Source organism: Kitasatospora sp. NBC_01287, assembly GCF_026340565.1.
Taxonomy (GTDB): Bacteria; Actinomycetota; Actinomycetes; order Streptomycetales; family Streptomycetaceae; genus Kitasatospora.
The window spans coordinates 2,391,498-2,414,918 of sequence record NZ_JAPEPB010000001.1 but is presented as its reverse complement, the minus strand read 5'-3'; the positions used below and the strand labels follow the sequence as shown (position 1 = coordinate 2,414,918).

20 protein-coding genes are annotated in these 23,421 nt (G+C 71.2%); 8 read left to right on the top strand and 12 right to left on the bottom strand.

Annotated elements, in window-relative coordinates:
* Positions 1–69: 69 nt before the first annotated feature.
* Positions 70–687, bottom strand: a complete 618-nt coding sequence (locus tag OG455_RS10065; RefSeq protein WP_266292259.1) for a TetR/AcrR family transcriptional regulator — start codon at positions 685–687, stop codon at positions 70–72.
* A 248-nt stretch (positions 688–935) separates the two neighbouring features.
* Here OG455_RS10065 and OG455_RS10060 point away from each other — a divergent pair, with 248 nt between their 5' ends.
* The 5 genes from OG455_RS10060 (at position 936) to OG455_RS10040 (ending at position 7,702) form a co-directional block, all read left to right on the top strand.
* Complete coding sequence (locus OG455_RS10060; protein WP_266300716.1) at positions 936–1,400, top strand: GNAT family N-acetyltransferase; 465 nt, start codon at positions 936–938, stop codon at positions 1,398–1,400.
* Positions 1,401–1,610: 210 nt separating this feature from the next.
* Positions 1,611–2,315 (top strand): hypothetical protein, encoded by a 705-nt coding sequence (locus OG455_RS10055; protein WP_266292257.1) that lies wholly within the window; start codon positions 1,611–1,613, stop codon positions 2,313–2,315.
* A 138-nt stretch (positions 2,316–2,453) separates the two neighbouring features.
* Positions 2,454–2,849 carry a hydroxyphenylacetyl-CoA thioesterase PaaI gene (gene paaI / locus OG455_RS10050; protein WP_266292256.1) on the top strand — a complete coding sequence of 132 codons (396 nt, stop codon included), beginning with the start codon at positions 2,454–2,456 and terminating at the stop codon, positions 2,847–2,849.
* A gap of 263 nt (positions 2,850–3,112) precedes the next feature.
* On the top strand, positions 3,113–6,856 hold the full coding sequence (locus OG455_RS10045; RefSeq protein ID WP_266292255.1) for a BTAD domain-containing putative transcriptional regulator: 3,744 nt from the start codon (positions 3,113–3,115) through the stop codon (positions 6,854–6,856).
* A 171-nt stretch (positions 6,857–7,027) separates the two neighbouring features.
* A complete protein-coding gene (locus OG455_RS10040; protein ID WP_266292254.1) occupies positions 7,028–7,702 on the top strand; it encodes an SUMF1/EgtB/PvdO family nonheme iron enzyme in 675 nt (224 codons plus the stop codon).
* A gap of 252 nt (positions 7,703–7,954) precedes the next feature.
* Here OG455_RS10040 and OG455_RS10035 read toward each other — a convergent pair whose 3' ends face one another.
* From OG455_RS10035 to OG455_RS10025, 3 genes are all read right to left on the bottom strand, one after another.
* Entirely contained in the window at positions 7,955–8,863 is a 909-nt protein-coding gene (locus tag OG455_RS10035; protein ID WP_266300715.1) for an aldo/keto reductase, read from the bottom strand.
* A gap of 218 nt (positions 8,864–9,081) precedes the next feature.
* The gene (locus tag OG455_RS10030) at positions 9,082–9,786 is read right to left on the bottom strand and encodes an IS5/IS1182 family transposase (RefSeq protein ID WP_266292252.1); all 705 of its coding nucleotides are present in this window, start codon (positions 9,784–9,786) and stop codon (positions 9,082–9,084) included.
* Between the two features lie 138 nt (positions 9,787–9,924).
* Positions 9,925–10,314, bottom strand: coding sequence for a VOC family protein (locus OG455_RS10025; protein WP_266292250.1), 390 nt, complete (start codon positions 10,312–10,314; stop codon positions 9,925–9,927).
* Positions 10,315–10,472: 158 nt separating this feature from the next.
* On the opposite strand from OG455_RS10025, the gene OG455_RS10020 reads away from it, so the two are divergent.
* Complete coding sequence (locus OG455_RS10020; RefSeq protein ID WP_266290267.1) at positions 10,473–11,438, top strand: IS5 family transposase; 966 nt, start codon at positions 10,473–10,475, stop codon at positions 11,436–11,438.
* On the opposite strand, the gene OG455_RS10015 is transcribed toward OG455_RS10020, so the two are convergent.
* Positions 11,347–12,003 carry a hypothetical protein gene (locus OG455_RS10015; protein WP_266290265.1) on the bottom strand — a complete coding sequence of 219 codons (657 nt, stop codon included), beginning with the start codon at positions 12,001–12,003 and terminating at the stop codon, positions 11,347–11,349. The two genes, OG455_RS10020 and OG455_RS10015, sit on opposite strands and share 92 nt — an antisense overlap.
* A 588-nt stretch (positions 12,004–12,591) precedes the next feature.
* On the opposite strand from OG455_RS10015, the gene OG455_RS10010 reads away from it, so the two are divergent.
* A complete protein-coding gene (locus OG455_RS10010; RefSeq protein ID WP_266292248.1) occupies positions 12,592–13,074 on the top strand; it encodes a GNAT family N-acetyltransferase in 483 nt (160 codons plus the stop codon).
* A gap of 139 nt (positions 13,075–13,213) precedes the next feature.
* Here OG455_RS10010 and OG455_RS10005 read toward each other — a convergent pair whose 3' ends face one another.
* Positions 13,214–14,467, bottom strand: coding sequence for an IS256 family transposase (locus OG455_RS10005; RefSeq protein ID WP_266292246.1), 1,254 nt, complete (start codon positions 14,465–14,467; stop codon positions 13,214–13,216).
* A 634-nt stretch (positions 14,468–15,101) separates the two neighbouring features.
* Positions 15,102–15,683: a GrpB family protein gene (locus OG455_RS10000; protein ID WP_266292244.1), complete on the bottom strand. Its 582-nt coding sequence runs from the start codon at positions 15,681–15,683 to the stop codon at positions 15,102–15,104.
* A gap of 631 nt (positions 15,684–16,314) precedes the next feature.
* Here OG455_RS10000 and OG455_RS09995 point away from each other — a divergent pair.
* Positions 16,315–17,547 carry an MFS transporter gene (locus OG455_RS09995; RefSeq protein WP_266292242.1) on the top strand — a complete coding sequence of 411 codons (1,233 nt, stop codon included), beginning with the start codon at positions 16,315–16,317 and terminating at the stop codon, positions 17,545–17,547.
* A gap of 75 nt (positions 17,548–17,622) precedes the next feature.
* On the opposite strand, the gene OG455_RS09990 is transcribed toward OG455_RS09995, so the two are convergent.
* Genes OG455_RS09990 through OG455_RS09970 form a run of 5 tightly spaced genes read right to left on the bottom strand, consistent with a single transcriptional unit; the run spans position 17,623 to position 23,417 of the window.
* Positions 17,623–18,879: a phenylacetate--CoA ligase family protein gene (locus tag OG455_RS09990; protein ID WP_266292240.1), complete on the bottom strand. Its 1,257-nt coding sequence runs from the start codon at positions 18,877–18,879 to the stop codon at positions 17,623–17,625.
* A gap of 8 nt (positions 18,880–18,887) precedes the next feature.
* Positions 18,888–19,799: an SDR family NAD(P)-dependent oxidoreductase gene (locus OG455_RS09985; protein WP_266292238.1), complete on the bottom strand. Its 912-nt coding sequence runs from the start codon at positions 19,797–19,799 to the stop codon at positions 18,888–18,890.
* Positions 19,796–21,091: an MFS transporter gene (locus OG455_RS09980; protein WP_266292236.1), complete on the bottom strand. Its 1,296-nt coding sequence runs from the start codon at positions 21,089–21,091 to the stop codon at positions 19,796–19,798. Before OG455_RS09980 ends, OG455_RS09985 begins: the two co-directional genes overlap by 4 nt.
* Positions 21,088–22,314 carry a phenylacetate--CoA ligase family protein gene (locus tag OG455_RS09975; RefSeq protein ID WP_266292234.1) on the bottom strand — a complete coding sequence of 409 codons (1,227 nt, stop codon included), beginning with the start codon at positions 22,312–22,314 and terminating at the stop codon, positions 21,088–21,090. The genes OG455_RS09980 and OG455_RS09975 overlap by 4 nt, the downstream gene beginning before the upstream one ends.
* Positions 22,311–23,417: a RimK family alpha-L-glutamate ligase gene (locus tag OG455_RS09970; RefSeq protein ID WP_266292232.1), complete on the bottom strand. Its 1,107-nt coding sequence runs from the start codon at positions 23,415–23,417 to the stop codon at positions 22,311–22,313. The genes OG455_RS09975 and OG455_RS09970 overlap by 4 nt, the downstream gene beginning before the upstream one ends.
* Positions 23,418–23,421 lie beyond the last annotated feature (4 nt).

Below are 23,421 nucleotides of genomic sequence, written 5' to 3'. Positions count from 1 at the left end.
CGGGCCGGCAGGGTGGTGTTCGGGGGGATGGTCTGGGGCGCGGGCCCGGGGGCCGGGAGGCCCGAGGGGTCAGAGCGCGTCGCCGCGCCGGGTCAGGACCGGCAGCAGGATGTCGTCCACGAAGCCCGTCAGGAAGGCCCTGGTGGGCTGCCGGCCGTGCAGGATCGTCTCGACCAGCGCGGGGCCGTAGAGGAGGTGCTCGGCCATCCGCAGCGCGGGGCTGTCCGGTGCCGCCTCCCCGCGGGCCACGGCCCGCCGCAGGATCCGGTCCAGGTCCTCCAGGACGGGGCGGATCATGATCTCGCGCAGCAGCGGCATGAGCTCCTGGTCCCGTACGACGGCCTGGACGACCGAGATCAGGGACTCCTGCGCGGGGTCCTCGTCGGCCAGGTACTGCGCGACCTCCAGCAGGTCACCGCGCAGCGTGCCCGTGTCGACCTCGGCCAGCGTGCTGCGGCGCTCGTCGTCGTAGGCCTTCCACGCCGTGATCACCAGCCGTGGCTTGCTCTCCCACTGCCGGTAGAGCGTGGCGGTGCTGCACTTGGCCCGCTTGGCGACGGTGGCCATGGTCACGTGGTCGTAGCCGACCTCCGCCACCAGTTCGAGCGTGATCCGCAGCAGTTCCCGCTCCCGCTCCGGCGTCAGCTTGCCGCGGCCGGTGGGTGCGGTGGCCGCTGTCGTCGTCATGGCGGGACTCCCTCGGGCGGTTTGCTCGGACTGCTTGCCTGGACGGTTCGCCTGGGCGGTTTGCCCGGGCGGTTTGCTGGGGCAGCTTCGACGCTACGTCCGGGTTTATCGAAAATCAAGTTTCCGAAAAGTAGGTTTTCTGTAAGTGGGACGGTCGGTGGACCGGCAGCCGGCCGGATCGCCCCGGTCGAGCGCGCATGGAATTGGGGCTGTGTCGGAGATGCGGCCCGTGCAAGCATGGCGGTGTGATGATCACGAACAACGGCCGCCTGCGTGCCGCGACCGCAGGCGACGGCGTGGCACTGCTCCACCTCTGGGGGCTGTTGTTCGACGACGACGCAGGCACGCGGGAGCCGTGGAGAGGTCGCGCAGCCGAGTGGTTCGCCCGCTCCGTGGACGATCGGGACAATGCGCGCTTCCCGGTGGTCGAGGTTGACGGCGCGATCGTCGCCACGGCGATCGGCACCCTCGAACTCGGCGTGCCCAACCCCCAGTGCGCGAAGGGGCGCACCGTGCGCCTCGCGAACCTCATCACTCTGCCTGAACACCGCGGGCACGGCCATGGGGCGGCGCTCGTCCTCGACGTGCTCAGCTGGGCCAGGTCCGTTGACGCCGACCGCGTTGACCTGAGCGCCACCCCGGAAGGCAAGCGCCTCTACGACAAGCTCGGCTTCACGCTGACCTCGGCCCCGCGGATGAAATTCGTCTTGTAGCGCGCCGCGTCGTGCCGCGTCGCAACGTCCGGTCCTCGGCCGCAGCGCGCACGGCGCACCGCTGGTGGTCGGGATGGGACGGCCAACTACCGCGTGGGCACGGCGTCGCGCACGTGTTCGTGACGTGTCCGTGGCGGGCTCCCGCTCCGTACACTGCTGCGCGTGCCGCTCGGGTGGCCGAGTGGCGGGGTGTGCCGAGGGGAGCATGTCGTGAGCCTGGTCTTCGCGTTGATCACGGGGGTGGCCTGGACGGTCGCCTATGTGCTGGCGATCCGGGCGGGGGTGCGGCAGCGGACCTACGCGATGCCGGTCGTGGCGCTGGCGACCAACATCTCCTGGGAGTTCCAGTTCTCCTTCGTGCGACCTGACACCGGCGCGCAGTTGGTGATCAACATCCTCTGGTTCGCCTTCGACTGCGGCCTGGTGTACACCGCGTTGCGGTACGGGCCGGGGGAGTTCCCCCAGTTGCCGCCGTGGGCCTTCCGGTTGGGCTTCGTCGTACTGCTGGCGCTGGCCTACCCCGGCATGGACCTGGTCTCCACCGTGCTGGACGGCGGCAGCGGCGCGCTCACCGCGTTCGCCTCCAACGTGGCGATGTCCGGGATGTTCCTGGCGATGCTCCTCGCGCGCGGTGGCAGCAGGGGGCAGTCGCTCGGCATCGCCGGGGCCAAGTGGCTGGGCACGGCGGCCGCCTCGGTCTCCTTCGCGCTCGACCACGCGGCCCGGCCCGGCTACGAGGGCGGGCTGCTGCCCTACTGCTACGCGGCGTGCTTCCTGCTCGACCTGGCGTACTTCGTGGCGCTGGCGACGGTGCTGCGCCGCGAGCGGGCGGCGGGCGGGGTCGCCCTGGCGGGACGGCCGGCGGTCGCCGGCGAGGTGCCCGGGAAACTGCCCGGGGAGGTCGCCGCGGCCTGAGGTCGGCCATTGACATGCGGCTGCGCCGATCGGTGTAATTCGGAGGCACAGAATCGCCGGCCGTTGCGGGGCATTCCCGGGGGAAAGCAGGACGTCATGAGTACGGATATCGGGTCGGCAGCCGCGGGGGATTCCAGGATGGCCGCGCTCTATGCGCGCGACCTGACCTGTCAGTCGCTGGGCATCACCCTGGACGAGGTCTCCACCGGGCGGGCGCTGATGCGCATGCGGGTGAGCGGCACCATGGTGAACGGCCACGGCATCGCGCACGGCGGCTACCTGTTCCTGCTGGCCGACGCGGCTTTCTCCTACGCCTGCAACAGCTACGGGCCGGTCACCGTCGCGCAGGGCGCCCAGGTCACCTTCCTGGCGCCGGCGGAGGTCGATGACGAGCTGGTCGCCGAGGCGGTGGAGCGGGCGAGGTCCGGGCGCAACGGAATCTATGACGTGACGGTCCGTCAGTCCACGGGGAAGGTGGTCGCGGAATTCCGCGGACAGAGCGTCATGCTCGCCGGAAAGCCGCACAGCGACTGAGGCGCGACTGAGGCGCGACTGATGCGCGACTGAAGCGCGACTGACGCGCGACTGACGCGCACGACTGAACCCGGCGGGCCGGTCGGACCGTTTACCGTGGAAGCGCAATTCCTCGGAAGCGGCGCCCCCGCGTAAGGTACTGGTCACCTGTCCGTATGGTGTCGGTCATTTCCGGTATGCCGGAAACGCCGCGCACCTGGTGGCGGGTGCGGCGCGGAACTTCCTTGCCCATGACGCTGGTCCGGTCCAGACTGGGCAGCCGGATGAGCGGGGATGCCATGGCGGAGGCGGGTGGATCGGGCACGTTCGGGCCCAGGCTCCAGGCGCTCCGGCGGCAGGCGGGGTTGAGTCAGGAGGAGGCCGCGGCGCGGGCCGGGGTCAGCACCAGGGCGCTGCGCGACATCGAGCGCGGGCGGGTCCGGCGGCCCCAGGCGGCCACCCTGCGACGGCTGACCGAGGTGCTGGGCCTCACCGGGCCCGAGGTGCGGGAGTTGGCGGCCGTCGTGCGCACCGGGGTACCCGACGCGGTGGGCCGGCCGGGCCCGGGCCTGCTGATCCTCGGTCCGCTCGCGCTGCGGCGGGGCCGGCACCCGGTGCCCGTCACCGGTCCGCTGCCGCGGCGCCTGCTCGGGCTGCTGGCGCTCAGGCACCCCGAGCCCGCCACCCAGCAGGAGATCGCCGACACCCTCTGGCCCGCCGGGCCGCCCGCCTCCCAGCAGAGCCTGGTCCACACCTACGTCAGCCGGCTCCGGCGGCTGCTGGAGCCCGATGACCCGAGCGGCACCCTGACGGGAGGTCAGGGGCGGGGGTCGAGAATCGGGCGGACGCCGACCGGGTACCTGCTGGAGGCGTCCGGGAACCTCATCGACCTCGGCCACTTCGACACGCTGCTGACCCGCGCCGAGCGGGTGCACCGCGAGGACGACCCGGCGCTCGCGTACCAGGTGTACGAGGTGCTGACGCGCGCGCTGCGCTACTGGCGGGGGCCGGTGCTCGCGGACGCGGATCCGGTGCTGCGGCAGCATCCGGCCGCCGTGGCCGCCAACGGGCGGCGGGTCGGGGCGGGCCTGCTCCATGCCGACACGGCGCTGCGACTGCGCCGGTTCGAGGAGGCCGTCCCGCTGCTGCGCGACCTGGTGCACGACGAGCCGCTGCACGAGGGTCTGCACGCGAGGCTGATCCTCACCCTGGCCGGCAGCGGCGAGCAGGCCGCGGCGCTGGACGTGTTCGGCCGCCTCCGGGCCCGGCTGGACGAGGAGTTGGGCGTCGCACCCGGCGAGGAGGTTCGCGAGGCCCAGCTCCGGGTGCTCCGGCGGCAGTTGACGGGCCCTGCGTTGGTGAGCCCCGTGTCGGTGAGCCCACTCCCGCCGGACCGCGCGCGGCCCCCGGACCCCGCGCGGCACCCCGCCCGCCCCGCCCAACTGCCGGCCGGGCCCGGTGCCTACGTCGGCCGCCGGGGACAACTGCGTGAGCTGGACGCGCTCATCGCGGCCGACCCGGGCCGGCGCCCGCCGGTGCTGGCGCTGGTCGGCGCGCCCGGGGTGGGCAAGACCGCCCTCGTGACCCACTGGGCGCACACGCGCCGCGAGCACTTCACGGACGGGCAGCTCTTCGTGGACCTGCGCGGCCACTCCCCGCTCCCGGCGCTGCGCCCCGCCGACGTGCTGGCGCGGTTCCTGCGGGCCCTCGGAGCGCCGCCCGATCAGCTGCCCGCGGACCAGGACGAGGCCGCCGCCCGCTACCGCACGCTGCTCGCCGACCGGCGGATGCTGATCGTGCTGGACAACGCGCGCGACGCCGAGCAGGTCCGGCCGCTGCTCCCGGGTGTCCCGGGGTGCGCCGTGCTGATCACCAGCCGCCATCGGCTCGCCGGACTGGTCGCGAGCGACGGCGCCCGGCAGTTGGGCCTCGACGTGCTCGACCCGGACGAGGCCCGTCAGCTGCTGGGCCGCACCCTCGGCGAGGAGCGGGTCGCGGCCGAGGAGGCGGCGGCCCGCGAACTCGTGCGGCTCTGCGGCGGGTTGCCGCTGGCGCTGCGGATCGTCGCCGCCAACCTGCTCACCCGCGACGACGCGAGCATCGCCGAGCACTGCGCCGAGTTGGCGGGTGGCGAGTCGGCGGGTGACGAGTCGGCGGGTGACGAGCTGGTCAGTCGGCTGCGGGTCGAGGGGGACCAGCGCTCGACGGTCCGGGCCGCGTTCGACCTCTCCTACCGCGCGCTGCCCGGGGCGGCCCGGCGGATGTTCCGGCTGCTGGGCCTGCTGCCCGGCCCGGACCTCACCGGACCCGGCGCGGCGGCCCTGGCGGGTGTGACCCCGGCGGCGGCGACCCGACTGCTGCGGAGCCTGACGGACGCCCATCTGGTGCAGGAACGGGCCGGCGGCCGGTTCGCCCTGCACGACCTGCTGCGCTCCTACGCCCGGGAGTTGGTGGCGGCGGAGCCGGCGGCCGGCGTGGCCGGCGTGGATGGCGTGGACGGCGCGGATGGTGTGACGGCCCGGCAGCGGCTGCTCGACTGGTACCTCTGCCACACCGAAGCGGCGGCCCGCCTGCTCTCGCTGGCCGCGCCGGCCCTGGAGGTGCCGCCCTCGGTCCCGGCGGCTCCGGCCGCTCCGGCCGCTCCGGCCGCTCCTGCGGCGACGGCACCGGCTGCTCAGGCCGCGCACGCCGCGCACGCCGCGCACGCTGCCCACGCCGCGCCGTTCGCCGCGGACCAGGGCCGGGCCGCGCAGTGGCTGGAGAGCGAGCGGGAGAACTTGGTCAGCGCCGTTCAGCAGGCGACCGGGACCGGCTCGCCCACCGTCGCCCGGCGGCTGGCCGAGAGCCTGCACGGCTATCTCTCCTCGGGCCGCTACACGGCCGACTGCCTGCGGGTCGCGACCGCCGGTCTGGCGGCCGCCGTCGCCGAGGGCGAGCCACGCGCCCAGGCCGCCGCCCAGGCGCGCCGCGCCGCGTGCCACTGGGCGCTGGGGCACAACGCGCTGGCCCTGGAGCTCTACGCGAGCGCGCTGGACCTGGCGCGCCGGGCCGGCTGGCGCGACGGGCAGGCGCTGGCGCTGCGGGGCATCGGTGGCGTGCACCAGGAGAGCGGCGCGATGGGGCCGGCCCGCGACCACCTGGCCAGGGCCCGCGAACTCACCGCGGACTGCACCGGGGCGCAGGCAGCCGATGATCTGGCGAACCTGGGACTGAGTTGCTGGAAGCTCGGCCAACTGCACACGTCCGCCGACTACTTCGCGCAGGCCGCCCGGCTCCTCGGCGAGCCGGCCGAGGCCGGGGCGCGGGCGGTCGCGCTGACCAACCTGGCGATCGTCCAGCGCGCCCTGGGGCGTCCCGGGGAGGCGATCCGGGGGCTCGGCCCGGCGCTGTCGGTCCATCGCCGCAACGGCAACCAGGTCAGCGAGGCGGTGGCGCTGAGTTGCCTGGCCGGCGCGTACACCGACCTGGGCGACCACGACGCCGCGCGGCGGCTGGCCGGGACGGCGCTCACCGTCGCGCTGGCGCTGCCGAACCGGCGGCTGGCGGCCAACGCCTTCCTCACCCTCGGCGGCGTCCAGGAGTACGCGCAGGAACTCGCCGAGGCCGAGTCGAGCTACCGGCAGGGGCTGCGGCTCGCCGAACTGGTGGACGACCGCTTTCCCCTGGTGGCCGCGCTCGTCGGGCTCGCGACGGTCCAGGGGCGGGGCGAGGATCCGCGACGAGCCCTGCCCACCGCGGAGCGCGCCCTGATGCTGGCCCGCGAGGCGGAGTACCGGATGCTCGAAGCCGGAGCGCTCACCGTGCTCGCCCGCGTCCGGGTGCGGCTGGGCCGGCCGCGTACCGCCCTGGACCTGGCGCACCGGGCGCTCGCCCTGCAGCGCGAGACCGGCCATCGGCCGGGGGAGGCGCGCGGCCACCTCGCTCTCGGCCACGCGCACGCCGCCCTCGGCGAGCGGGGCGCGGCGTTCGGGCACTGGCGTGCGGTGCGGCGGATCTGCCGGGAGATGGGCACCGACTGGCTGCAGTGACGAACACCCGTGTCTGACACCTGTGTCTGATACCCGTGTCTGACACCGGGTGCGTTTCTCCGCCACCGCGGGCAGTGCGCCACAGCGGCCTTTGATCACGCAGTCGGTGGCGTCCCACGGAAGGCTGGCCACGCGGTCGTCCAGGGCAGGTTCCGGTAAGATCGTCTCCTCATGGATGCGAGTGCTGAGCACAAGATGGTCGCTGTCCCGCCGGGGCAGGTCATGCTGTCGGACCGGCGGACACAAAGCAGTTGGGTGGTTGAGCTCGCGCCCTACCAGCTCTCGGCGTACCCGATCACCCAAGCGCTCTACGCCCAGATCACCGACCGACGTCCAAGCGCCGCACAGGGGGACCGGTTGCCCGTCGACGGCGTTTCCTGGTGGGACGCGGTCCAGTTCTGCAACGCACTGTCCCAGCGCGACGGGCTCTCGCCCGCCTACCACTTCCAGGCCGACGGCGAAGGCATCGAATGGGACGCGTCCGCCGACGGATACCGGCTGCCGACCGAAGCTGAGTGGGAGCACGCCTGCCGTGCCGGTACGACTGGACCGCGTTATGGACCCCTCGACGAGATCGCCTGGTATCGAGGCAACTCGAACGAGCGGATCCGTGAGGTGGGCCGAAAGCAGCCCAACCCGTTGGGCCTTTACGACATGCTCGGCAACGTGTGGGAGTGGTGCTGGGACGTCTACGACGCCGAGGTCTACGGCAGCTACCGGGTGCTGCGTGGCGGTGGCTGGTTCGACGAGCACTGGAGCTGCCGGGCCTCCGTACGGCGCCGCAGTCACCCAACCTTCCGGGTCGACGACGTGGGATTCCGCATCGCGCGCTCCGTGGCGCGCTGATCGTCGTGTGATGCCGTTTCCGGCAGGCTGCGGACACTCTGATTCTGCGCGGTCGATCTTCCTCTCACGAGGCTGCCGCCTCAAACACGGTGGCGACCGCTCAGGACTCGTTGCCACTGGGGAACCAACTCCGAAGTCAATCCCTAAACCTTCCGGAGCCGACCACCGAGAGGGTTCGCCAGTAGGGCGCTGACGAACCCTCTCGGTGCGTGCGGTGGCCGGTGGAATGGATTTCCGCCGGCAGCGGTTCCGCTATGCTCCGGCCGGCCGCAGTGAGGTGAGGCGTGCCATCTCGTCTTCCGAAAGCCGCAGCGCGCCGGACGCCACGTTCTGCGCGAGGTGGTCCGGATCACCGGTCCCCGGGATCGCCAGCACATGCGGCCCCTGCTGCAAGGTCCAGGCCAGCCGGACCTGCGCGACGGACACACCGTGCGCGCGGGCGACGGCGCGCACCGCCTCGCGGTCGCCGGCAGCCGGACCCCCCTCGCGCCCGGGACCGGCGATCGCGAAGAACGGGACGTAGGCGAGGCCGAGTTCACCGCAGAGCGCCAGGAGTGCCTGGTCCTCGCTCGACGCACCGATCCCGTAGGGGTTCTGCACGCAGACGACCGGGGCGATGGCTCGGGCCTCGGCCAGTTGCTCGGACGTGACGTTGGAGATGCCGAGGTGGCGGATGAGCCCGGCATCGCGCAGTTCGGCCAACGCGCCGAAGTGCTCGCCGATCGAGCCGGTCCGCCGGCTCGGTGGCACGCGCAGGTTCACCACGTCCAGGTGATCGCGACCGAGTTGGCGCAGGTTCTCCTCGACCTGGCCGCGCAACTGAGTCGGCGCGGCCCACCACCAAGCGCCCGAGGGATCGCGGCCCGGCCAGACCTTGGTGGTGATGACCAGATCCTCCGGGTATGGCGCCAGCGCTCGGTTGATCAGCTCGTTGGCGGAGCGAGTCGCCGAGAAGTAGAACGCGGCGGTATCGATGTGGTTCACGCCGAGCTCGATCGCCCGCCGAAGCACGCTGATCGACCGATCGCGGTCACGCGGCACGCCGCGGTCGAAGGGCGCGGTGCCCGTCAAGCGCATCGCGCCGAAGCCGACGCGGTTGACGGTCTGGTCACCAAGTTGCCAAGTACCCGTGGCAGGCGCGGTGTTCGTCCGTGGGCTCATGACATGGATCTCCTCTTGCGGCTGGGAACAAAGAACCGATGGGTGGAGCGCGGCGTGTTCAGGACGCTCGGCAGGGCGAGGACCTCGAAGTGGGTCCACCAGTGCCGAGGCAGGCGGACCCCGGGCATGAAAAAAGCCTCCCTGGTGGATCGGAATCCGCACCGAGAAGGCTCACGTGATGACCAACATTCTAGCAGGGCGGGGTGTCCACCAGCAGGTCATCGGATGCGGGGGCTTCGAGGGCGGGTATCCCAGCGGTAGATGGAAGTCTTCGCGCCGCGCCTGGCGATCTGCCCGGTGATCCCTCTCGCTGGCAGGTCCTGGTGGACCATGCCGTAGTCGTATCCGGCGTCCAGGCTCAGCCGCGGGCTAGCGGGTAGCGGCCCCAGGGATGCTTGAGGGTCGGCGAAGCGGTCGAGGGTGGCGGGCAGCAGAGTGTGGTCGCGGGTGTTGGCCGGTGCGGGATAGGTGACCAGAGGGATTCCCTGGCCATCAGCCAACTGTGAACGCTTGATACTTCGTTTGGCCCGGTCGACGGGGCTCTTGCCCGCGCACTCGCCGCCGGAGGGCGCCTTGGCGATGCAGCCGTCGGCGGACAGCTGGTCGAGTTCGAGGCCGATCATGCGGTCGCAGGCTGCGAGAACGAGCAGCCTCAGCGTCTCCGTCACCCCTGCGGCGATCCACTCGTCACGGCGGCGCCGCAGCGTGGTGGCGGAGCAGTCCTTGTCAGCCGCGCGCTCGTATCCGCAGCCGAGGACCAGGACCTGCACCAACCGGTCGAAGACCACGGCGTCGCTGATACGCGGGTTGTGGCAGCCCCACGGATGACGGTCCTCACGGACGGGCGGCAGGGCGAGGAACCGGTCGCGGATCGGGTCGAGAATGCATGATAGGACGGCAGGCGCGGATCCCCTGGTGATCATGAAGCGTAGAGAACTCCATGATCGGGCGAACCGTGCCCGCACCGCTATGGCCTCCCCAGCACAGCGCCTACTGGCGGGCGCCCTAAGACGCGGGATCCGCGTGCTGGGCAACGGCACCCACCATGGAGTCGAACGCTCTCAGGGCCACACCACCCCGTTGTCGGTCCACGTGACCCCTTTGTGGCGGCACAGGCAGAAGGGATGCCCGACCGGGTCGGTGTAGACCTGCCAGCCGTAGTCCTCGGGTCCGATGAAGTCATTCTGCAGTGTCGCGCCGAGCTGGACGACGCGGCGCTGTTCGGGCTCGATTTCGTCCACTTCGAAGTCGAGGTGGTACTGCTTGGGGTGTTCGTCGTCGGGCCAGCTGGGAGGGCGGTAGTCCTCCACCCGCTGGAAGGCCAGGTCGACCTCGCCGAAGGTGATGCCGGCCCAGTTGTCGTGACTGCCCTCCATGATGGCGCGGCCCGTTACTTCGGAGTAGAAGGCTGCCAGCTTCATCGGGTCGGGGCAGTCGATGATGAAACCCAAGAGCTTTAGAGCGTTGTGGTGAACCGTGCGGCGTTCGAGGTTTGCAGGTGGGGAGGGTGAGCGTTCGCACGCAGGTGCCCGTGACCGCTTGGGCGTGAAGCAACGGGCCCCTTGGTAGAGAGCTGGTTGTCGAGACCGCTTTCGCCCGAGGAGGCCCGTTGCCCAACCAGTTCAGCACTCCCGGTGCCGGCGAGTCCACTGCGCTCACTCCGGGGTGTGACTGCTACGTGCACCTGTACGGGGCGATCGGGGAGGGGCACCGCGCGCCGCGCTACGACAGCGACATGACGGACGCCGAATGGGCGGTGATCCGCGGCGCGATGCCGATGCCCGCCTGGCTGGAGGGGAAGGGCGGACGCCCTGAGGCGCACTGCCACCGGGGGGTGATCGACGCGGTGCGCTATCTGGTCGACAATGGCGTCAAGTGGCGCAATCTGCCTGCGGACTACCCCTTCTGGCGGGCGGTGTACGACTTCTTCCGCCGCTGGCGCCGCCACGGCTACATCCGCGAGCTCTACCAGCGCTTGCGCCGCACCGAGCGCAAGAAGCAGGGCAAGGCGACGGAGCCGAGCGCGGGCATCATCGACTCTCAGTCCGTGGACGGCTCGGAGACCTGTCCGGCCACCTCACGCGGCTTCGACGGCGGCAAGCTGCGCGACGGGCGCAAGCGCCACGTCCTGACCGACACCGGCGGACTGCTGCTGGAGGTCACCGTCACCGCGGCCAACGTGCACGACTCCAAGGCCGCCCCGGAGTTGCTCGAGGCATTCATGGCCGAGCCCGGACGGCTGCTCGAACTCGTGTGGACGGACTCCGCCTACCAGGGCCAGGAACTGGCCGACGCCTTCGCCGCGCACGGGGTGAGAGTGGAGGTGGTCAAGCGCACCGACGGAACCAAGGGGTTCAGGGTACTGGCGCGCAGGTGGGTGGTGGAGCGCACGCTCGGCTGGCTCTCGCGCTCGCGGCGCCTGAACCGCGACCACGAGCGCCGCGACGACCACCACGTGCAGATGGTGTGGTGGGCCGCCTCGATCACCCTCGGCCGGCGGATGGCCCGCCAGCGCCTGCACTGGCCCGAGTTCCGCCCGCACCGGCTCCCCGCGCCGGGCCCGGCGCGGGGATGAACAACCCGCCCGGCACCCGCCCCAGCCAGCCCCTGGCCTGCAGCGCATAGGCCCGGTGACGGACCTTCTCGATCTCCTTCAGCCGCTCTGCGTCCCGCCCCAGCGCGACAGTCAACGCCTTGACCGCCACCGGGGCACCCGCACCCGCGACCACATCGAAGACCTGCCGATAGGCCCCGGCCAGCACCTCCACGCCCAGGCCCGGCTGCCACGCAGGCGGCCGCGGATCGTAACCCGTCCGCAGGACCGAAGGCACCGCGGGCACTGCCGGCTCCGGCACGCCGTCCCCCGCCTCGTGCGGCGGCTGCGGCGGCACTTGCGGTGCCGTCACCGGCGCCAGCGCGCGAGCGGTGGGCGTCACCGCAGTCAGCGGCTGCACCATCACGGCCTCGGCCTCCTCCGCCAGCGCACGCAGCACCTCCTCCCGGCCGATCCGCGCACACTCCAACCGCTCCTGATGGACAGCCACCTGCTCCTGGGCCTCGCGCAGCAGCTCCTGCCAGGCATCCAACTCTTCCCGGGCCCGCGCCTCACGACGCTCCAGCAACGCAATCACCGACGGCACGAACGACACCTCCACCACCGACCCAACCAACCGTCAGCTGGCTGCCCTGAAGAAGCCATCCACACACCACCGTGCTGAGGAAACCGCAGCTCATCGAGCTACAGAGCGGTTCACCACAACGCTCTTAGCATCAGGCGATCTTTCCACAGGGCGGGGCGTAGCCGATAGGGCGTGTTTCTCCTTGGGCGAGAAGATCCCGAATGGTCATGCGGCGATGTCGAGTTGTTCCTGATTCAGGGTGGCTGGAGCCCGCGTCCGGACCGGGTGAGGCAGTCCCCGAACCGCTCCTGGGTGCATGCGGCCATGTCCGCATCGTTCAAGCGGCGGATCATTAGGCTGAGTTGGGCGTGTGAGGCCGTGCAGTCGTCCGCAACGGGGGTCGGCTGGGGGCAGGTTGCCACCGGGGGCACGCGCGCCAGGGTGAACGGGTCCCCGGGCGTCCGTACCGCCACCCCCGCGGCGGCGAGCAATTGTCAAAACCTGTGGGTCGAGTCGTTGGCGTTGTGGCTGAGCGTGGTGGTGACGGCGAGGGCCATCGGGCTTGGAAACCGGTAGCGCTGTTGCAAGTGACCGGTTGAAGATGATGGCATGGATGCGCAGCAGGTGACCTTGCGGAAGATGACGCCGGCGGAGTATCACGCGGCGACTGAGCATCGTGAAGCCGAGGCGGCTCGTGTGCTCAGCAAGTTCATGCCGGAAGAGCTGGCGCGAGAACGGGTCAGGCACGGCACGGCCAAGTTCCTCCCTGACGGCCCCGACACAGCCGGTCATCAGCTCGTGATGGCGGAGAACGGATCAGGCGAGGTGGTGGGGAACGCGTGGATCGGTCCGGATCCGGGCCAAGCGTCGGGCACCGCTAGCTCCGCGTGGCTGTACGACATCAACGTTTTCGAGCCGTTCCGACGCTGTGGATACGGATCCGCCATCCTCGCAGCCGCCGAGGAGCTCGTCGCTCGCGAGGGCAAGACAGCGCTTGCCTTGAATGTCGTCGGAGGCAACGAGGCGGCCATCGCAATGTATCGCCGCAGCGGCTACGAAGTGTCGTCGATGTCCATGCGTAAGAACCTGTAAGGGCAAGAAACGGGTGGGCCGCATCCATCAGGCGACCAATAATCTTGCTGATTAGCGGTAGGCCCAGGTGCCGGGACAGGGTGCGGGCCCAGGTTCCGCACGTCGGGCAGCCCGTTAGCCAGAACAGCAAGGGCTCCGGTTATGCCGCCACCGCCTCGGGGCGCTCTATGAGCTGGCCGCGTTCGAAGCGGGCCCCGGCGCGGACGAGCGGGACGAGGTGGGCTCCGTTGACGGCCCGCCAGCGGGCCTGGGCGGACTCGACGAGCTTGAACACCATCGCCAGGCCAGCGGCGCGGGAGCCAGCGCCCTTGGTTACTTTGGTGCGGAGCCGGACGGTGGCGAAGGTCGACTCGATCGGGTTGGTGGTCCGCAGGTGGATCCAGTGCTCGGCCGGGTAGTCGAAGAACTCCAGCAAGGCGTCCTGATCGTCGGTGATCTTCTTGACGGCCTTGGGAAACTTCGCGCTGTAGAGCTTGGCGAAGGTCTGAATGGCCCGCTCGGCGTGCTCGCGGTCCTCGGCGTTGTAGATGTCCTGGATCGCCTTCTTCGCCGCGGGCTGGGCCGACTTCGGCATGGCGTCCAGGACGTTGGCCGTTTTGTGAACCCAGCACCTTTGTTCGCGGGCGGTGGGGAAGACCTCACGCAGGGCCTTCCAGAACCCGAGTGCGCCATCGCCGACCGCGAGGACCGGGGCGCGCATGCCCCGTCTCGCGCAGTCCCGCAGCAGCCCAGCCCACGACTCGGACGATTCCCGGTAGCCGTCGGCCATGGCTACCAGTTCTTTGGTGCCGTCCGCACGCACGCCAATGACGACCAGGACGGCGGCCTTGGCTTCGTCCAGGCGTATGCGCAGGTGGATGCCGTCGACCCAGACGTAGACGTAGTCAGTGGTGGACAGGTCGCGCTCCTGGAAGGCGGCGTGGTCGGCCTGCCACTGGGTTGTCAGGCGGGTGACGGTGGCCGACGAGAGCCCGGCGGAAGAGCCGAGGAACTGCTCCAGCGCGGGCACGAAGTCCCCGGAGGACAGGCCGTGCAGGTAGAGCAGCGGCAGCACCTCGGCGATCTTCGGGGACTTGCGGCACCAGGGCGGCAGGATCGCCGAGGAGAACCGCTTACGTTCGCCGGTGGTCTCGTCGACACGCTTGTCGTTCACCCGCGGAGCCTTCACCTCGATCGCGCCGGCGGCGGTGGTGACCTTCCTGGGCTGGTGGTAGCCATTGCGGACCACCAGGCGCCGCCCCACCTCGTCCCGCTCGTGTGCCAACTCGGCTATATAGGTGTTGACTTCTGCTTCCAGAGCGGCGGCCAGCATCCGCCTTGCGCCCTCCCGGACGATCTCGTCCAGCAGGGAGCCTTCTCGCGCAGTGCCGTCATCGTTGACTACGGTGAGCACAGTGCGTGCCTTCCCGACCGACGCTGTAACGTCGGCCTTGCTCAGTGACCTATCGATCAATCACCCGGGAAGGTACGCCCTCCCGAGCCGATCCACAGGATCTGAGCATTCCTCGCGGCGCGGCCTTCTTGTGACTGTGCGCCGTAGATGGCCAGAGTTTTCGCGCTACTTGGCCAGCCGGCGGCTTCGCCGAGGGGCACCGCAGCGGCCCCGGCAGCAGCGAATGACCGGGGTTCCTGCGGCGATCCACTGACACCAGAGCCGGTTGGGTGCCGTATGTGGGGGGCGGGGACATGGCCCATTCCAGTCCCGAGCGGGATGCCGGGGACCTTCCACACCCGCCCCCCATGGCCGCGAGTCCCTCGCGATCTCCGTCCGGCCTAACGCGAGGGATCGTACGGCGTGGTACCGACAAGGCAGCTGTTGGGCGCGGCAGCCGACTGGGCGGCCGCGTCCGCTTCACTTCCCGGGCCAACATGCTTGTCCCTGCTCCGACCAGCGTGCCCAGGCTCAGCAAGTGAGCCGTGACACGGTAGTTGGAACCGGAGAGACGTGGTGACCAGGCTGTCCTGGGCATACGTGACACGCTTGTTGGAACTGGTTTGCCAGGCTTCCTGGAACCAACGGTCAGTTGTCATTCTTGTTGGAGCCGGACCTGCCAACCCGTCTCGGCGGCCCACCGTTCGGCCCCAGCCATCAGAACCTGGGTAGCGGGGGCCTTGATCTGCCCATTTTCCAAGAGGTCCGGAACGCTCAGCGCCAGCCTTCGCTTGAACGCGCCCCAGCCCTCGCGAGCGGTCTCGTCTGCGCGTAGATAGTCCCGGAACAGCAGGGCAAAGCGGGCGTTGGGGCCAACGCTTTCCCGGAGGTGGACATTGCTGCGGCGCGCGCCGATGGGGGGTGCGAAAACGAGCTTGCGGCACCGTTGTCCTGCCGAGACCTCGTGGTGATTCCACGGTTCAGGTCGACAGCGGAAGCCAATCGCGGCGAGCAGTTTGACGTCCCGGGTCTCGGCGATCGACGTCATCCGGACCTGCACGTCGATGCAGTCTTTGGCCGGTAGGCCCGGCACCGAGGTGGAGCCCACATGGTCGACAGCGACTGCGACGTCACCGAGGGCAGCTCTCAACTGTCCGGCCAACCGCTCGAACTCCGCCGGCCACTCCGGTCGATACTCGACCACTGCTACCTGATTGGGCTCATCGGGAAACGGCACGGCTCCGTACTCTACCGCCCGAGATGGGACAGCACGGCGACGGCGAGGCTTGTCGATCGCCCGCCTCCTCATCGCTCGGCTGCCGGACGAGACACCTCAGCGATCGATGCCGGGAGAGTTCCGGTTCCAGCCCCTATGGCCAGGTTCCAACTATCGTGTCCCGGCTCAGCAAGGGTGGCCAAGTAGCGCGAAAACTGTGGCCATCAACCCTGCAAAGTGGCCATCTACGGTGCTCAGTCACACTTCTTCAGCCGATGGCGTATCCGCACCTGTGTCTGACACTCAGGTCTGACACCGAGGTCTGACACCGAGGTCTGACACCGAGGTCTGACACCGAGGTCTGACACTGACGTCTGAGACCCGCGTCTGACACCCGCGCTCGGGCCCCGCGTCTGAGCCCGAGCTGCCCCGGAAGTTGTGACGGTTTCTGCCGGTCGCCCTCCGGCCGGTCCGGTCCGACGGGTGTCGTCGCAGGTCAGCGTGGGTGTGACCGACGGCTTCCGGGCCGCCGAGGGTCCCTGGAGCCTCTGGCCCGGCCACCGCCGCGCGAGCAGCGCGCCTTCGTACGGTGAGCGGGTCGAACGGCCGGTGCCCGCACCGGTCCCCACGCCGATCCACGAGGTGACACCCCTTGCCGCAGCTCACGGTGCCCAGGGCAGCAGCCGCCGCCCCCGCGGCGGCCCTGTGGTCCGCCAACTTCCGCCGCTACTTCGGTGCCCGCACGGCCTCCCTGCTCGGCGACGCGATGCTGCCGGTCGCCCTGTCGGTGGGGGTGCTCCGCAGCGGCTACGGCACGGCGGGCGTCGGCTACGCGCTCGGTGCCTGGACGGCCGCGGTCGCCCTGGGCGTGCTCTTCGGCGGGGTGCTCGCCGACCGGTTCACACCCCGGCGGATGATGGTCCTGGCCGACCTGGTGCGCCTGGCCATCCAGGCCGCCCTGGCCGCCGCCTTCGCCCTGGGCACGCCCGCGTTGGGCGAGATCGTCGCGCTCCAGTTCGCCACCGGGCTCGCCACCGCCCTCTTCCAGCCGGGGGTGGCCGGCCTGATGCCGCAGGTCGCCGGGGACGTGCAGCGGGCCAACGGCGTGCTGCGGATCGCCGAGTCGCTGGCCGGGGTGCTCGGTCCGGCGCTGGCCGGGGTCCTGGTCAGCGTCTCGGGGCCGGCCGTCGTCTTCGCCCTGTACGCCGCGACCTACGGGTTCAGCGCGGCCTGCCTGCTCGCACTGCGGCTGCCGGCAGCGGGGAGCGAACCGGGCGGCGAGTCCTTCCTGCGCCAACTGGTCGACGGCTGGCAGGAGTTCCGCACCCGTGCCTGGCTCTGGGGCGTCATCTCGATCTTCCTGGTGTACGGCTGCCTCGTGGTGGGGCTCTCGGTGCCGGTCGGCAACGACCTGGTCCTCACCACTCACGGCTCCACCGCGCTGGGCGTCGGTCTGGCCGCCATGGGTGTCGGCGGCCTGGTCGGTGGCGGGCTGGCGATGCGGCTGCGGTTGAGCCGCCCGCTCGCGTTCGGCGCCATCGGCTGGGTGCTGTTCGCCGGCTACCCGCTCACCGCCGCGCTGCGCCCGGACCTCCCGCTGCTCTGCCTCGGCTGGGGCATCGCCGGGGCGGGTCTCGCCTTCTGGTCCGTCATCTGGGCGACCACCGTGCAGACCCAGGTGCCCGGCGGGCTGCTCAACCGGATCTCCGCGTACGACCTGGCCGGTTCGCTGCTCCCGATGGCCCTGGGCCGTTCACTGGCCGGCCCGCTGGCCCGGCTGACCGGGGAGCGGCCGCTGATGCTCCTCGCCACCGGGGCCGGGCTGCTCTGCGGTGCGGCGCTGGTCGGCACGCCGGCCATCAGGCGGCTGCGCGCGGTGCGGTAGGGGGCAGGTGGGCGGTGGCGGCCGCCCACCTGCCCGGCTCTGGACCGGGCTCTGGACCGGGCTCTGGACCGGCTCTCAGGCCGGCGGACGCTCGTCCAGCACCTGGCGGAGCTTGCCGGTCAGCGGATTGGTGACCAGCTCGGAGCGCGGCACCCACTCGATGACGAGGTCGTGCACGGCGCCCGCCGCCACCTCGTCCGGGTAGAGCGGCCGGGCCTTGTAGACCGCCTCGACCAACTGGGCGGCCAGCTCCGCGGGCGGTTCGTCGATGTAGCCCAGGCGCAGGATCAGCCCGTCCCGGCCGTCCCAGCGGCGCTGCACCTGCTGGATGCCGGAGATGAACTGGTCCGGGTCGTGGGCAAGCAGCACCGCGCGGATCTCCTCGGTGGGCATCGCGACCGTGCCGACCCGGGCGCCCTCGTCGGCGCGGCCCACCAGCCGGAACCGTCCGCGCTCCACGTCCACCCACTCGGCGCGGTCGCCGGCGGGGTAGCGGATGACCGGCATCAGGGTGCGGAACAGGTTGGTGACCAGCAGTCGGCCCGGCACACCTTCGGCGGTGATCGGCTCGCCGGTCACGTCGTCGACGATCTCCACCAGCACGCGGTTCGCGAAGGCCTCGTGCACCCGCACGTCATCGCCGGGCACCGGCGCGCCGACCAGGCCGGCGTCGTTGGAGGCGTAGCCGAGCGAGGAGATGGCGGCGTTCGGGAAGGCCCGGGTCAGGATCGGCCGCAGGTCGTTGAAGAGCAGGTCGCCGGCGAAGAAGAGCAGTTCGACGGAGTCGGCCCGTTGCCCGCCCTTGATGACGGCCTCGGCCACCGAGCTGAGCTTCATCGGCTCGCCCGCCAGCACGTGGATGCCGAGCGATTCGATCAGGTCGGCGACGTACTCGCCCGAGGTGAGGGCGCCGATCGACAGGCGCACGTTCTCCACCGGCGCGTGGTGCAGGGCGTTCTCGATGTAGAGGAAGCCGCCGTAGAGTTCGCCGGCGTGGAACAGGTTGGCCACCCGGTGCCCCGGCTTGAGGCCGGCCAGCGCCATGCCCGCGCCGAACGCGGTCACCGAGTCGGCGTGTTCGGTGCGGCTCCAGGGCGAGAGCTTCGGGATGCCGCTGGTGCCGCCGGTCTTGTAGACGCCGGCGTCGGTCAGCGGCCCGGTCAGCACCTGGTTGTCCGTCCAGGTGTTGGCGGCCCAGAACGCGGTGTGGTCGAGGATCGGCAGCTCGGTGAGGTGCGAGACCGTCTTGGGGACGTCGCGGTAGGCCGCCGCGTAGAACGGGGAGCGGGTCCGGGCGAAGTCGACCAGGTCCTGCAGGGATTTCGAGGGCACTGCTGCTCCTACTCGCTGAGGTGGGAAGGGATGGCCGGCCGCCCGATCCAGGTGCGGGCGAGGGTCTGCACCGTCGCGCCGTCCCGGTCGGCCAGCTTCTGGTCCAGGTACTCGGCCGCCCACGGGCCGGACGGGACCCGGAAGGCCGGGCGGTCGGCGCGCAGGGTCCGCACCACGACGTCGGCCACCTGGTGCGCCAACTGCCCGGCCCCTTCCCAGCCCTGGCTGCCGATCCAGGCGATGTAGTCGGCGAAGGTGGGCGCGTAGGGGCCGGAGTCGGCCTGGATGGTCTTGCGGTTGATGTCGGGGAAGACGCCGAACTCGGTGTCGGAGACGAAGCCCGGCACCACCACGGAGACCTTGACGCCGTGCGCCTCGGCCACCGGCGCCAGGCTCTCCATGAAGCCCTCGATCGCGAACTTCGCCGCGCAGTAGGCCTCGTTGAAGGGCTGGCCGACGATCCCGTGCACGCTGCCGATGGTGACCAGCCGCCCGCCCACCGCCCGCAGCAGCGGCATCGCGGCCCGGCTCACCTCGATGACGCCGAAGAAGTTCACCTCCAGGTTGGCCCGCAGCGCCGCCATCGTCGACATCTCCATGGTGGGGTCGAAGTTGGAGATGCCGGCGTTGTTGACCAGCGCGTCCAGGCGCCCGTGGTCGCGGGCGACGGCGGCCAGGCAGGCCGCCACCGAGTCGGCGTCGGTGACGTCCAGGGGGCGCACGTCCACCGCGACCCCGGCGTCGGCCGCCGCCGTCCGCAGTGCCTGGGCCCGGTCCGGGTCCCGCATGGTGGCCACGGTGGTGAACCCGGCCCGCGCGGCGGCCACGGCGGTGGCCAGCCCGATGCCGGAGGAGGTTCCGGTGATCAGCAGGACCTTGTCCGGCGCGTCGCCGCGATGCTCGAACTGATGCTCCGTCATGACGCGCTGTCCGCCAACTCGGCTTCGGCGTCCGCCTGCTGGGCGGACACCCGGGTCGCCGCGTCCAGCAGCGGCTGGATCCGCACCGCCGACACGAAGGAGAGCGCCGCCAGCAGGGTGCCGCCGGCCATCACCGCCCGCGCCGCGTCGAGGATCCCCAGTGAGCCGGTCAGCAGGGTGACGGCCACGCCGCCGACCAGCGCGGCCAGCGGGATCACGCCCCAGGTCAGGGTCCGGTAGGCCGCGTGCATCACGCCCTGGTTCTCGGCGGACATCCGGGCCTGGCGGGTGGGCGCGCTGCAGACGTTGATGAAGGACATGAAGAAGCCGTAGCAGCCCATCGTCACGGCGATCACCGCGCCGGCCGGCAGCGCCGGCGCGGCGAAGACACCGAGGCCGACCAGGCAGTGCAGCAGCAGCGCCCAGGCGAACGTCCGCCCCAGGCCGAGCCGTTCGCTGACCTTGGGGGCCACCACGGCGCCGATCAGCGCGCCGACCGCCGCCACCGACATGGCCGCGCCGTAGGTGGCGACCGACAGGTGAAGACCCCGGTAGCCGAGGATCGGCAGCACGGTGACGAAGATCGGGCCGCCGCTGTTGAGCGTCACCGCGGCGATGACCACCCGGCGCAGCACCGGGTCGGCCCAGTTGAGCCGGAAGCCCAGGGTCAGCCGCTCCCGCACCGAGCCCGGCACGACGGTCCGCTCGCCCCAGGGCCGCATGGAGCGGAAGCAGAGGGCCGAGACGAGGTAGCTGGCCGCGTCCACCACCAGGGCGGCCACGCCCAGCACGCCGTAGAGGCCGGCCGCGATCGAGGGGCCGGCCACCGAGGCGACCGAACTGCTGCCCTCCAGGCGGGAGTAGGCGCGGACCAGGTGGTCCTGCTCCGGCACGACGGCCGGCACGGCCACCAGGTAGCCGACGTTGAAGAAGATCGTCGCGCCGCTGGTCACCGCCACGCAGGCGAAGAGCAGGGGGGTGGAGAGCCAGCCCTGCCAGTACGCCAGCGGGATGACCAGCACCGCCACCAGCCGGATCAGGTCGCAGGCCAGCATCGTCCAGCGCTTGTCCCACCGGTCCACCAGCACCCCGGCCACCGGGCCGAGCAGCGGGATGCCCAGGTACTGTGCCATCGAGACGATGCCCACCTGGAGGGCGGACGCGTGCAGCGCGAAGATCATCAGGGTCGGCACCACGAACACGGTGACCTGGTCGCCGACCATGCTGACCGTCTGGCCGGTCCAGAAGACGCTGAACCCGCGTCCCAGGGAGGGCGGCAGCCGCAGCTTCACGACTCCTCCCGCACCACGAAGTCGGCGGTCTTGCCGGTGCGGTCGTTGCTGACCAACTGGTCGACCGCGCGCACCTGGAACGACTCCGGGTCGTGCTGGAACGCGGTGCTGAGCGTGAACGTCGCGGAGAGCACCTCCTTGCGCAGCCGCGCGAGGTCCACCGCGGCGGCCCGGTCGGTGAGCAGCAGGACGTCCACGCCGCCGACCCGGCCGCCCTGCTGGGTGATCACCACCTGGGCCCGGGAGACGCCCGGCTCCCGCTTCACCCGCGCGATGATGTCGTCCACGTGCAGCCCCAGGCCGCGCACCTGCACCACACTGTCCCGCCGCCCCAGCACCCGCATCGCGGCGCCGGGACGCCCGCACGGGCAGGCGACCAACCGGCCCGCGTCGCCGGTGCGGTAGCGCAGCACCGGGTTCAGCATCTCGGGGTTGAGCGTGGTGAAGTCCAGCAGCTCGTCCGGGCCGACGTGCACCAGTTGCTCGGGCAGCGGGTGGAAGGTGTCGGCCGGGCAGTCGGGGGTGTTGGTGCCCACCACCCAGGTCTCGGTGCTGCCGAACATGCCCCAGCGGCGTGCCTCGGGCGCCACCTCGGCCATGTCCTCGTCGAGTTGGGGCTGCCAGGCCTCGCCGAGCCAGAGCACCTTGCGCAGCGCCGGCAGCTTCAGCCCGGCGGCCCGCGCGTGCGCGAACCAGAGCCGCAGCACGCTCGGCGTGCCGCCGATCGCCGTCACCCTCCGGTCGGCGAAGAAGGCCAGCCAGTCGGCGTACTCGTCCTTGGTGACCGAGCCCAGCGCGATCACCTGGCACCGGGCCAGGTCGGCGAGCGCGGCGACCAGGAAGTGCGCGCCCCACATCCGCCCGGCGCCCCAGGCGTTGACGAAGACGTCCTCGCGGTCCAGCGGCTGCCAGTGCGCATGCACACCGGCCATGTAGAAGCCGGTGGGCGCGTAGCCGACCTTGGGCGCGCCGGTGCTGCCGCCGCTCTGGAAGAGCCAGGTGGCGCCGTGCTCGGCCTTGGGCTCCAGGTGGGCCAGGGCGGTGTTCAGGTCGTCCTTCAGCAGCGGTGCCAGCGCGGCGAGGTCCGCCAGCGTCTCCACCGGGGCGTGGCCGGCGTAGCGCGGTGCCAGCGCGGGCACCGTCTTCAGCTGCTCCAGCGAGTGCCGGGCCACGTGCAGCAGCGGCTCGGCGTCCTGCGGCGGGAGCGAGAACTCCTGGGTCATCGTGCGTCCGTCCCCGTGGCGCGGGCGCCGGCGGCGCGCTCGGAGTCGGTGCGGCCGGAGTCGGTGCGGCCGGAGTCGGCGCGCTCGGCGAGCCACCTCGCGTGGGCGTCCCGGTAGGCGGTGAACCGGGCGCGGGTGATGTCCCGCTGGATCGAGCGGTTCGGGTCGTCGAAGTCCGGCAGGATCACCCCGTCCGGCTCCAGTTCGGAGAACCAGAACCGCTCCCCGTCGAAGAGGAAGTCGACGCAGAAGAACGGGATCGCCAGCCGCTCGGCGAAGTAGGCGGTGGCCGCGGCCAGTTCGTCCGGGATCTCCGGGAACTCCATGGTGGCACCGCGGCTGGCGTTGGCCACCAGCGAGCCGGCCTCCGGCACCCGCTTGATCACGGCGTACGGCTTGCCGTCGATGACGTACACCCGGTAGTCGACCGTGCCGTCACCCAGGTAGGGCTGGACCACGAGCGTGGTGTCGCCGCCCTGCGCCAGGCTGGCCAGGCCGCGCAGGTCCTCGGAGTCGCGGGCCAGGTTGATGCCGCCGCCGCCGCACCACCCGGCCGGCTTGACGATGGCCGGGAAGGTCAGGTTCTCCAGTGCCACCTCGTAGAGGTGCCGGCCGATGTCCCGACCGGTGCCGATCCGCAGCGACGGGATCGCGGGCACCGGGGAGTCGGCGAAGAAGAGCAGGGTGGCCAGCTTGTCGTTGCCGATGAGCGACACCTGCGGCGGGAACGGCAGGTAGAAGCCGGCCTGTTCGAGCACCGCGTAGAGCGCGTACTGGTTGAAGATGTCCATCGACTGGTACGGCAGCGAGTAGAGCGCGGTGATGAAGAGCGTGTCCTGCGGGGTGACCAGCTCCTCGTCCACGTAGACCCGCGGCGCGCCGGGCACGGTGGCGTCCACCGTCACCGCGTCGGGGGAGTGGCGGGTCCAGCTCAGCCCCAGGTCCTTGGCCACCTCGGCGTAGAGGTCCCAGAAGAAGTCCTGCCAGAACGCGGTCGCCCGGGTCGACTCCCGGTCGGGGAAGATCCAGCACAGGCGGCGCAGGGTGCTGGGCAACTGCGGCGCGGGGGAGGGTTGTTGGCTGCTTGCAAGGGTCGGGTTCACTGCG